General features: G+C 44.2%; 10 protein-coding genes. 5 read left to right on the forward strand and 5 right to left on the reverse strand.

Features of this window, described 5'->3' with window-relative positions:
- Window positions 1-21: 21 nt before the first annotated feature.
- A complete protein-coding gene (locus JGK36_RS28975) occupies window positions 22-1146 on the reverse strand; it encodes a THUMP domain-containing protein (RefSeq protein WP_293186293.1) in 1125 nt (374 codons plus the stop codon).
- A gap of 649 nt (window positions 1147-1795) precedes the next feature.
- Here JGK36_RS28975 and JGK36_RS28980 point away from each other — a divergent pair.
- The 3 genes from JGK36_RS28980 (at window position 1796) to JGK36_RS28990 (ending at window position 4391) form a co-directional block, all read left to right on the forward strand.
- Window positions 1796-1948: a hypothetical protein gene (locus tag JGK36_RS28980; protein ID WP_293186292.1), complete on the forward strand. Its 153-nt coding sequence runs from the start codon at window positions 1796-1798 to the stop codon at window positions 1946-1948.
- 159 nt (window positions 1949-2107) lie between these two features.
- The gene (locus JGK36_RS28985; RefSeq protein WP_293198825.1) at window positions 2108-3256 is read left to right on the forward strand and encodes a cupin domain-containing protein; all 1149 of its coding nucleotides are present in this window, start codon (window positions 2108-2110) and stop codon (window positions 3254-3256) included.
- 73 nt (window positions 3257-3329) lie between these two features.
- The gene (locus JGK36_RS28990; RefSeq protein ID WP_293198827.1) at window positions 3330-4391 is read left to right on the forward strand and encodes a sucrase ferredoxin; all 1062 of its coding nucleotides are present in this window, start codon (window positions 3330-3332) and stop codon (window positions 4389-4391) included.
- A 29-nt stretch (window positions 4392-4420) separates the two neighbouring features.
- On the opposite strand, the gene JGK36_RS28995 is transcribed toward JGK36_RS28990, so the two are convergent.
- Window positions 4421-4900, reverse strand: coding sequence for a GNAT family N-acetyltransferase (locus JGK36_RS28995; RefSeq protein WP_293186288.1), 480 nt, complete (start codon window positions 4898-4900; stop codon window positions 4421-4423).
- 124 nt (window positions 4901-5024) lie between these two features.
- Window positions 5025-6371 carry a TldD/PmbA family protein gene (locus tag JGK36_RS29000; RefSeq protein ID WP_293198829.1) on the reverse strand — a complete coding sequence of 449 codons (1347 nt, stop codon included), beginning with the start codon at window positions 6369-6371 and terminating at the stop codon, window positions 5025-5027.
- 48 nt (window positions 6372-6419) lie between these two features.
- On the opposite strand from JGK36_RS29000, the gene JGK36_RS29005 reads away from it, so the two are divergent.
- Entirely contained in the window at window positions 6420-6548 is a 129-nt protein-coding gene (locus JGK36_RS29005; RefSeq protein ID WP_293192581.1) for a hypothetical protein, read from the forward strand.
- Here JGK36_RS29005 and JGK36_RS29010 read toward each other — a convergent pair.
- Window positions 6526-8004, reverse strand: coding sequence for a TldD/PmbA family protein (locus JGK36_RS29010; RefSeq protein WP_293198831.1), 1479 nt, complete (start codon window positions 8002-8004; stop codon window positions 6526-6528). The two genes, JGK36_RS29005 and JGK36_RS29010, sit on opposite strands and share 23 nt — an antisense overlap.
- Before the next feature lie 44 nt (window positions 8005-8048).
- Window positions 8049-9527: a hypothetical protein gene (locus tag JGK36_RS29015; RefSeq protein ID WP_293198833.1), complete on the reverse strand. Its 1479-nt coding sequence runs from the start codon at window positions 9525-9527 to the stop codon at window positions 8049-8051.
- A gap of 461 nt (window positions 9528-9988) precedes the next feature.
- On the opposite strand from JGK36_RS29015, the gene tnpA reads away from it, so the two are divergent.
- Window positions 9989-10432: an IS200/IS605 family transposase gene (tnpA, locus tag JGK36_RS29020; RefSeq protein ID WP_293186278.1), complete on the forward strand. Its 444-nt coding sequence runs from the start codon at window positions 9989-9991 to the stop codon at window positions 10430-10432.
- The last annotated feature ends 241 nt before the right edge of the window (window positions 10433-10673 follow it).

Here is a 10673-nt window from a genome sequence, read left to right on the forward strand (position 1 = left end):
GTTGATATTTACTAGAACTCCTCAATACAGTTCATATTTGAGCAAAGTACAGGGAATCGAGCCATTGAAAACCGGAATTCGCTTCGATGTTCTGAGTCCAACCTGTTTACCCAACTCCTTATTTCCAGTCAAAATAAACGCATTCCAACCTTTAAAACGCTGCTTGAAAATATCGCCCAACATCTTGTACAAATCTCCCAATTCGCTAGCATCTCCCAGGCGCTCTCCGTAGGGAGGATTGCAAATCAGAACGCCTCTATCTGTCGGTGCTTCCAACTCGGATAACTCGGTACGAGCAAACTTGATTTTACCTGAAATACCTGCTTGCTGGGCGTTGGTGCGAGCTTGATCTAACATATCAGAATCGCGATCGCACCCGGCGATTATTTCTTTAAGTTCGGGCAATTCGCTGTTTTCAGCTTCAGCCCACAATTTATCCCACAAAGGTTCGTCAAAATCGCGCCACGTCATAAATCCAAACTTGTCGCGAAACAATCCAGGCGCAATGTTCAAGGCCTTTAAAGTCGCTTCCAAAGGCAAAGTTCCGGAACCGCACATCGGGTCTAAAAATGGTAAATCTGCCGTCCATTCTGCCATCTCTAACAAAGCCGCAGCCAGGGTTTCTTTGAGCGGAGCCAGCCCCATTGCGGGGCGATATCCCCGCCTGTGCAAACTGCCGCCGGAACTGTCTAAGCTCAAGATAGCGCGGTCTCGATGGATGTGAAGGTTAATTAGTAAGTCGGGATTTTCGACATCAACATTGGAACGTTTGTTAAATTGCAGGCGCTGTTGGTCGGCGATCGCATTTTTGACCTGCAAAGCTGTAAAGTGGGTGTGATTTAAATTTTCGTTGCCACCGGTACAGTTGACTGCTAATGTATTGTGAGGCTCTAGGTATTCGTCCCAAGGAATTTTCTGGACTTCGCGGTAGAGCATATTTGAGTCGTAACACCGGAATTCGGCGATCGGCATTAGCACTCGAAAAATAGTTCTCGACCACAGATTGACGCGGTACAATAAAGCGCGATCGCCCGCGAAGTAAACTCCTGTAAAATCGGGCTTGACATCTTGCGCCCCTAAACTTTCTAATTCTTGGGCGGCAATGGTTTCTAAACCGCGCGCAACTGTAGCAAAATATTGATTCATTGATGATTACGAAGGAAGTTCGGCAGCGAGCAATGTACGGGATGTAACGGATGTAACGGATGTAACGGATGTTAACGGATGTTAACGGATGTAGGAGGGAAGAAATAGCTATAGCCTTTCTCAAAAAGATGAGGTATGACTGACAGCTTATTATCACCCTTAAGCTAAGAGGGCTAAAGCCCAACAACATACCTCATCTTTCTGATAACCGCTATAGGTGGTTGGGGATTGGGAATGGGTTTTTCTCGATCGCCCAAATTAGATAGTAGCTCGTTTTAATCGTAAGTCTCACAAACAACACTCTACCTTAAGGTAGATGCCTCTGTTTCAAAAGACTGATATTTTTACTACTTATTGTCAAGAGTGGATTGCCGGTTTAGCAGTATGTGCGTAAGGGCGATCGGGCTAGCCCGCGACTACTGAATGTCCAGAATCAATAGCTAGAGAGGATTTGTGCTTAATTGTCAACTGGGTTAGCAAGGGGTCTGAAGTACCCTTGCAGCCCGCTTGTTGAAAAGTATTCTTAACTACTTGCACATTTTATTGACTTCATGTTAGGCTTCTAGTCAAAGTTGAGAATTCAAGCCCTAACGTCACAGTCAGGGAAAATTTCAGCTAAATGGGTGTCATACAACAATTGGAGACCATTATGTCAAAGGCAATCAACGGATCTGCTCTCAAACTGTCCCGCGCTAGCAAAATCCAAGTAGAAGTCAAGGAAATTGCCAAGCACGCCACAGCTAAAAATATCTCTTCTGCGCTTAATGTTGATGCCGATGGCAGCGATGTTACCAACGAGTAATAGCAGGTTTTTCAGTTAGACTTCGCATCCCCAAGCAACAAGTAGTAGATTTTACTGTTGTCTGTCGGGAAATGTGGAGTAATTGAGGGCAAGCGTAAAGCATTGTCCTCAATTATTCAATTGTTCAAAATTTATTGAGAAGTTTTATCAATAGAATTTATGCGATCGATCGCGAATCTACTCAAACCATACAATCTCGAAGATTTTCTAAATAACAACTGGACAAACAAAGCAGTTGTCATTCCCAGCGAAGGGAAAAAAGACTTTGCACATTTATTTTCCTGGGAAAAACTCAACTACCTGCTCAACTTTCACGAATTAAAATATCCCGACATTCGCTTAGCAGTAGCAGGAAAAGTTCTCGACGCCAGCGAAAACGTCAATCTCATAAAACTGTGCCAATCGGGAGCAACTTTAATCGTCAATCAAGTTCACAAACTCATCCCAGAAATAGCTGAATTTGCAGCAGAAATAAAAGCAGACTTAGGTTATCCAAACCAAGTAAATGCCTATTGTTCTTGGCCGGAAAAACAGGGGTTTTCTTCCCACTACGATACCCACGAAGTTTTCATCTTGCAAACAGACGGGATTAAGCAGTGGTATGTATTTGCCGACACAATTAAATACCCGCTGATCGACCAAAAATCCTCCGCATTTTCGCCACCAGAAACTCCACCATATTTAACCTGCACTTTGCACCCAGGAGATGTGCTTTACATACCGCGCGGACATTGGCATTATGCAGTTGCTTCAGATGAACCATCGCTGCATTTAACATTAGGAATTCACTGCAAAACTGGAATTGACGTTTTAGAATGGTTGGTGGGCGAATTGCGACAACAAGAAGAGTGGCGTCAAAGTTTACCGCTGCGAATAAATCCAGATTCCATTGATGTAAGTGTAAATAATTTAATTACTGAATTGCACCGCTACGCAAACAGTAAAAATCTTGGAGAAGAGTACAGCAGCTACCTTGACAGTTTAGCAAAACCAGTGGCGAAATACTCTCTCCCTTATCAAGCAGGGTTCAACATTTTTCCCTACGGGATTCAAACTAAGTTTAGGATTCCCAAGTTTCTGCGGGTGAGAATTCGCGAATTGCCTGACGGGTGTGGATACAAAGTTGTTGTTGGAGGTAAAGAAGTATCTCTGAAAGGAGTAACGGAGAAATTTATGGACAATCTATTCAGTACAGAATTTTTTACAGGAGAAGATGTGATGGATTGGTTGCCAGATTATGATTGGGAAATAGATGTAGTGCCACTTTTGTCTAAGTTAGTAGTTGACGGAGTGATTTTTGTTGGTTAAAACTAGAGAAGGGTACTAGCTGTAATGAATGGGTTGTTAAAAGAGTAATTTATGACACATAACGAGGTAAAAAATGCCGGACACTTTTTTTTGCGCTGATGCTTCTAAATGCGTTCAAGAGGATATTATTGGTACTGGTACGAATTACCAAACCTATATATTGATTGAGTGCTGTTTGCCTTGGGAATCAGAAGCTTTTGATTCCAAACAAGTGCCCCAGAATCTCAGGGATTTGGTGGAGGAAGTAGAGCATTCAAAGCAAAAAATTAGATTTTTGTTGATAAATAGCGACCAAACTAAATGTGCCGATCAGCGCAAAGTGTTGATTTATGATAACAAAAGTCAAGCACTTTTTGAGGGCTACGAAAAATACGAATTTAACGCGAGTAATATTGAGCAAGTAGCGGCAATTGTCAAAAGCTATTTAGCTGGAGAAGTCCCGGATTGCGAAGTTGAAAATAACCCAAGTAGAGATATTTTGGTTTGCACTCACGGGAGTCATGATAGATGTTGCGCGAGATATGGCAATCCTTTTTATGCCCAAGCAACGGCTTTGGTTTCGGAGTTAGAATTGAGTGATGTTCGTGTTTGGAAATCTAGTCATTTTGGCGGACACCGCATGGCGCCGACTGCGATTGATTTGCGTGACGGCAGATATTACGGAAATCTCGATCGCATTTCGTTCAAATCTATTCTAACGCGATCGGGCGATATTGAATGTTTGAATCAGGTTTATCGGGGTTGGGGGATTTTGCCGAACCAAATTCAGGTTTTGGAACGAGAATTCATCATCCGCTACGGGTGGGATTGGTTCAACTACAAAGTCTCAGGCTGTATTGTAGATAAAAATCCTGAAAATGATGATTTGGTGGCTGAATTAACTTTTGAAAACGTAGATGGCACTTATATCTATCGGGCTGAGTTGGTTAAAGATGAAGCTAAAACAGTCAGGTTGAAAGGTTCCTGCGGCGCTAAGCAAGAGTCAGAGTTTGTCAAATATTTGGTAAAATATTCTTACTTTTACTCGAAGAAAGAGGAGTCAAGGTTTGTGATTTATCCTTTTCGGGATTTTCGTAGAGATAAGACGGCGGTTGAAACCGCGTCTACACAAACGATGTCCGCCTCCGCGGACTAAATAAAATAACCTAATTTCAACCGTTGTGTTCAACCCGCGGAGGCGGGTTTTGTCTGTATAGACGCGGTTTCAACCGCCGTCTTCAACTCCATGAATATGTGCGGGATTCCCAGGTAGTCAAAGGGATTGTCTTTTTCTATAAATCCGAGGTTTTTGTAAAATTTAACGGCGTTAATGCGAGACATTAATCTAACAGTTTTGAAATTCTTTTCCTTAGCTTCCGCGATCAGTCTTTCCATCAGTTTAGTGCCGATTCCCTGGTTTTGAAATTCAGGAAGTACAGCAATATAAGAGATGCTTCCCAATTCAGGGGATAATTCTCGGAGTCTGCCCGATCCGATAATTGTACGATCGCCCTTTGCTATGATATGACAAGCACCGTTTTCGCGATCGTCCCTTTCGCTACCTCTTTCCATGCCCAGGGGCGATCGCAAAACCAACCACCGCTGATCGAACATTTCTGCTAATTCTTGTTGGTTGTTGACTTCACGGATGTCTAGTTGCAGCATTTTTCGATCGGATTGAAGAGGTAGATTATAATTTGTCGTTGGGCGGGGGCGGGTTTACGAGATTGTGGGTTTTGGGCAATTATTGTTGGTGAACCCGCCCCTACAAATTATGGGAAATATGGAGTTACAAACTGTCAGTAATACTGGTGAAATTAAAAGCTTTCACGCGCACTCCGGGCACGACATTACCGCCGTAACGTTTCGCCTCGGTAACTGCATCGACATCGCGCAACATATCAGGTAAAACTTGATTGAAACGGAAATTTTTAATCGGATAAACAATCTTACCATTTTCAATCCAGAAAGTACCGTCGCGAGTCATGCCGGTTACTTCCGATGTCTTGGGATTGACATAGTTGACATACCATGCCCGACTAACTAAAATTCCTCGCTCGGTTTGAGCAATCAAATGTGCTAAACTTTGGTCGGAACCTGTCATCGCGATCGGGTAATAAGCACCTTTTGATTCTTTGCCTTTTTGTGCCGCCCAGTAGCGGGAATAAGATAAACTTTGAGGAACGCCATTTTTGATGATTTCCAAATAGCTATTACTCAATCCATCGCCGAAAAAATTATTCGATCGCAACAAAGGATGACTCGGATCGCGCTGTACCTGCACTAACGGGCTGAAAAGTTGTTCACCAGCGCGGTTTCCAGCGGGTTTCCCGGCTGCATCTGCGATCGACATAAACGATCGCCCTTCATCCGCCGCCCGCGCATCCATACCCCAAATAATCCACGGTAACAAATCCGCAAACGCAGCGCCATCAAAGATTACAGGATACACGCCCGGAGTGATGGGGCGGGGGTTGCGGGATGCTTTCGCGCGATCGACAACTTGCGCTGCTAATGCCGCTACTGGTAGTTGATTGATACCCCAAGCCGTGCTTTCCGTCCAGCTAGAACCGTCTCCGATGCGGGCTGTAAAGCCGAAATTCGCCTCTGTAGACTGGTTGCAGGCGCGGAGTCCGGTTGACGAGGCGATCGCGTACAACGAAGTTTCAGCGCTCAAAGTACCGGAAGCATCAGCGCCTTCCTGAGATGCGATCGCACAAGCTTGTCGTACCATTTCTGCGCGGGCTAGAGGCGATACAGCGGCCGTTGCTTCATCAAACGCCGGCCGTGGTAAATCGTAGGTTTGAGGGGGTAACAGCGGCATCCATTCGGGGTCTGCGGGGGCAATTTTGGCTAATTCCTGCGATCGTTTGACCGTTTGGGCGATCGTATCTTCATCAAAATCTGTCACAGATGCAGAAGCGCTTTTATTGCCGAAATAGCTAGTAATGTTGAGCCTAAATACAGTCTTGCTGATATTTTGACTGATTTGATTTTCCGAAAATCTGGAGAGAGATTCTTCGCCAGTATAGAGACTGACAAATACTTCCTCTGCTTCCGATTGTTTGACCACCTTTTCTACTAAAGATAAGGCTTGGTCTTCACTTAAAATTGCGGAAGATGTTGTTAAAATCATGATGGAATGGGGAATAGGTAATGGGGAATGGGGAATGGGGAATAGGTAATGGGGAATTCGGAATTAGAAATTGATAATTGGGGATTGATAATTTTGAATTGGTTATTTGTTACTTCCAATTACCAATTACCAATTACCAATTACCAATTACCAATTACCCAATTTGAATATCCCTAACCCGCACCGGCACACAAGCGTGAGTCATTTGAGCCACCTGCATCGGTTCACCTTTTCCGCACATATTCGTACCGCACTGAACACGTTCGGAAGCAGGCCCGATCGCATCTACTTGATTCCAGAAATCAGTGCTCATCGAATGATAAGTTACATCCTTCAACATTCCGACAACTTTACCCTTTTCCACCTTCCAGAAAGCATTGCCGCCGAATTGGAAATTGCGCCGTTGTTGGTCAATCGAAAAACTGCCAATACCGTCAATTAAAATCCCATCTTCCGTATCAGCAATCATCTGATCCAAAGTAGCAGTATGACTGCCGCCATCCGGGCCTGGTTCCAATCCCAAATTCGGAATTCTCACCATCGGTACACTCGACCAACTGTCAGCGCAAGCAGAACCGTTGCTGCTACCGCGTCCGAGGCGATAAGCTGTTTCTCTATCAGTGAGATAATCAACTAAAATTCCATCCTTGACAACGTACCAATCCTGTGATTTTACGCCCTCATCGTCGTAACCCATTGTACCGCGGCCGGCCGGTTGAGTGCGATCGCACTTAAAGTTCACCCAAGGTGCAGCGTATTGCAGCTTATTCAATTTATCAGTAGTAGCAAAACTCGTGCCAGCAAAATTTGACTCGTAGCCGTAAACTCGGTCTAATTCCGTGGGATGCCCGACTGATTCGTGGATTGTCAGAAACAAATTTGTAGGTTTGAGAATCAGGGATTTGCAAATACCAGCCGGAACTTTCGGCGCAGCGACTTTCTCAATCGCTTCGGCTGCAACTCTGTCTATTTGACTAAGCAAATCATCGGGATTAATGTGTTCGTAACCGATGTTTAGGGGCGGGCGTTCGTAACTGCGACTTTGGGCATCGCCGCCCGCAATTGCGGTACAGCCCAAACCCGGATAGCTGCGGTAGATTGTTTGTTCGATTAGCGAGCCTTCTGTGGAAGCAAAAACCTTGTCTTCGCGGTTTGCCTGCAAAAAAGAATAAGCTTTTTTGATGCCTTGTGAATCGTGGGCTAGCAGTCGCTCGTTGATGGTTAATAAAAGTTCGGCTTTGTCAGCAACGGGTACAGAAAATGGGTCAATTGCGATCGGAGTAATGTAAGTATCGACATATTTTTCGACGGGTACTAAGCGCACCGGTTCCTTTTGAGTCAAGCGGCTGCCTTTAGCGATTTCAACAGCCAAAGCGACTATTCTGGCAACCTCTGCGGGTGTTTTGCTGTGACTGGCGGCAAAGCCCCAAGCGCCGTCTAGCAGCACTCGCACGCCAAAACCGGAACTTACATTATCGGAGATATTGCTTAAAGAGCGATCGCGCGCGTAGAGACTCTGCCTTCGATAACTACAAAAACGCACATCACCGTATTCGCAACCTGTTTTCCGAATCAAACTTACGGCTAAATTTGCTAACTCCTTAGCAGAGACTTTTGCGGTTAATTGTACCATAGTTATTAGTCATTTGTTATGAGTTATCAATCATTATAGCGCTACTATCGAAATATTTTCCGAATCAACGGGGCGACGATACCCAGCATTAACCCGCCAAATACTAAGCCAAATACGAGACTCCAGAGAATTGTCGCAGCAAAGGGATGCAGCGGGAGAGAGATATCGGGAAACCATTGAATCGGTGTCTCCTTCTTGATGAGAGGATAGGCTGCGGAGAAGATTTGGCCACCACCGATCGCAGTTCCGACAAAGAATATGATATTCTCAAGTTGGCGATCGCGCTTTTTCTCATTGTCTTCCTCGTCCCTGTATAATTCCATTTGTTCCCTGTCCGATTCCACCTGTTCTATTTCCACCATCCCGCGCACAGTGGATATCGACTGGTGGAACAAATCTTGACTAGCAATTAGGTAGTTTAAATCGATTTCAATTTGCCGCTGATATGTATCCTCAGCCAAATCTAGAAACCTCTGCAAAAAATCCAGATTATCACCGACGATGGACAAATTCCTAATTTTTGTCAATGTCTCACCATAATTTTCAGCATTAATATCAATGGTATTTCTATCTTCTTGCAAATACCGCACTTGCTGAGTACAATCAAACATTTTGGTGCGGATTTCAGCCAGCAATTCCTTTAACTTCCGCAGCTTAACTTGTCTATCTGCTTCCCTTTCAATTTCACCGAATTTAGGAAGCTTCTTTTCTAACTCGCCCACAATTTTCTGTGCATTGCGATATCTTTTCCGAGCTTCGCGATACACAAATACAATTTTAGCACGAGAACACAACAGATTCATCAAATAAGAATTAAACGTTGAGGTTGCGAATTGCAAAGTTTGGGGATTGTCTTGTAACCATACTAGAATGTGACATCGTTTAGACGCATCATCTTCGCGGCTGTTATACTCAAAAATCGGACTCCCAAATAATATCCCTGACGCGCGAAACTCTGGTAATGCTTGCTGTTGATTGTGAACAAAAGCTGTAACGGATTCGTCAGCTAGCTTGCGGTAAGTACCATAAACTGCTGGTGCGGCGTACAACAATAAAGTTTGTCCTAGGGACGGTTTAATTGCGTTTGGTAACAAACAACCTTGGGGATTTAATTGATTTAAGTCAGCTACTTTGATTGTCGCATTTCGATAGTAAAATGTCAAATCTGCGGTATAAGTATCGTGAATTCGCAGGGCATAAATTGAACCATCAAGTTTCTGGTTATCTGGCTGAGTAATTGGTTGTAAATCCAGAGTTTTGCCATCGGGAATCAGCAGTTCGCGATTATTGGGTTTTTCCTGTTCGCCTTGAGGATAATACTGTTTGTCTTTGTAACAAATTAGCTTTTCTCGGAGAGATTTTAGTTCGTTGCTGTTAAATTGTGTGCCGACATTATCTGCTAAATTTTCCCACAGGGATTGAGCATTTTTGGCTACTGCGTCATAGCCTTCATCGCTATCATCCCGCAAGTGGAAAGGATAGAGGGTAATGCTGGGATTTTTAATTTGCGGTGGTTCCTGCATAATCGAATCCGGGATGAAACGTGATATTAATTCAATCTTAGTCCGCGGAGGCGGACATTGTTTGTGTAGCCGCGGTTTCAACCGCCGGGGCCTAATCGCCGAATTCCTCAATCGCCAGATTCCTAATCTCCGAATACCCTCTTAGTCCGCGGAGGCGGACATTGTTTGTGTAGCCGCGATTTCCAATCGCCGGGGCCTCAATTAGAATATAATCATTATGATTTCATTGTGCCGTCAATCAATCCCGGAGGTTTCTAATCACCCGGCGGTTGAAACCGCGGCTACACAGACAAAACCCGGATGGTGCGCGGGTTGAAGATTTGACCCGGTGGTTTTCAATCACCCGGCGGTTGAAACCGCGGCTACACAGACAAAACCCGCCTCCGCGGGTTGAAGATTTCAATCGGTGATTTTTCATCTGGTATGCGGGTTGAAGATAAATTTCATATATTGTATGAAAAATGAGAGATAATTTCACGCAGTTGTATGTACACTATGTTTGGGCAACCTGGGATAGATTGCCTTTGATTACTCCCGATATTCAAGAAGCAATTTATGCGGTCATTATTGGAAAATGTAATAATTTAAAATGCACTGTAATTGCTGTTGGTGGTATAGAGGATCATGTGCATTTGCTAGTCGGTTTTCCATCAACTTTGACAATAGCTGAAATTATCAAGGAAGTTAAGGGCAGTTCTTCTCATTTAGTAACTCACGAACTTAAACCTGGTGTGTTTTTTAAATGGCAAGGTAGTTATGGGGCGTTTACGGTTAGCCGTGATGCGATCGACAATGTAGCCAACTATATCAGAAATCAGGCTGTTCACCACCGTCAAAAATCAATGATTCCTGAATGGGAATGGGTTTCCAATCATCCCATGATTTCCCATCCACCCGGCGGTTGAAACCGCGTCTACACAAACCAAACCCGCCTCCGCGGGTTGAAGATTCCAATCGGTGATTTCTAATTACCCGGCGGTTGAAACCGCGTCTACACAAACAAAACCCGCCTCCGCGGGTTGAAGATTCTAATCGGTGATTTCTAATTAGGGCTTGCTGAATAATTGATTGCCAACCAAGAGCAGGAGCGATCAATATATTCAAGCTTGGTTAAAGATAAGTTTTTTCTGTATCGAGTCGCCCCAA

Origin of the sequence: Microcoleus sp. PH2017_35_SFW_U_B (assembly GCF_020737865.1) — a bacterium.
In the GTDB taxonomy this organism is placed as follows: domain Bacteria; phylum Cyanobacteriota; class Cyanobacteriia; order Cyanobacteriales; family Microcoleaceae; genus Microcoleus.

Coding starts and splice junctions, on each gene's coding strand:
- JGK36_RS28975 (WP_293186293.1), bottom strand. CDS start 1,146: ATGAATCAATATTTTGCTACAGTTGCGCGCGGTTTAGAAACCATTGCC.
- JGK36_RS28980 (WP_293186292.1), top strand. CDS start 1,796: ATGTCAAAGGCAATCAACGGATCTGCTCTCAAACTGTCCCGCGCTAGC.
- JGK36_RS28985 (WP_293198825.1), top strand. CDS start 2,108: ATGCGATCGATCGCGAATCTACTCAAACCATACAATCTCGAAGATTTT.
- JGK36_RS28990 (WP_293198827.1), top strand. CDS start 3,330: ATGCCGGACACTTTTTTTTGCGCTGATGCTTCTAAATGCGTTCAAGAG.
- JGK36_RS28995 (WP_293186288.1), bottom strand. CDS start 4,900: ATGCTGCAACTAGACATCCGTGAAGTCAACAACCAACAAGAATTAGCA.
- JGK36_RS29000 (WP_293198829.1), bottom strand. CDS start 6,371: ATGATTTTAACAACATCTTCCGCAATTTTAAGTGAAGACCAAGCCTTA.
- JGK36_RS29005 (WP_293192581.1), top strand. CDS start 6,420: ATGGGGAATTCGGAATTAGAAATTGATAATTGGGGATTGATAATTTTG.
- JGK36_RS29010 (WP_293198831.1), bottom strand. CDS start 8,004: ATGGTACAATTAACCGCAAAAGTCTCTGCTAAGGAGTTAGCAAATTTA.
- JGK36_RS29015 (WP_293198833.1), bottom strand. CDS start 9,527: ATGCAGGAACCACCGCAAATTAAAAATCCCAGCATTACCCTCTATCCT.
- tnpA (WP_293186278.1), top strand. CDS start 9,989: ATGAGAGATAATTTCACGCAGTTGTATGTACACTATGTTTGGGCAACC.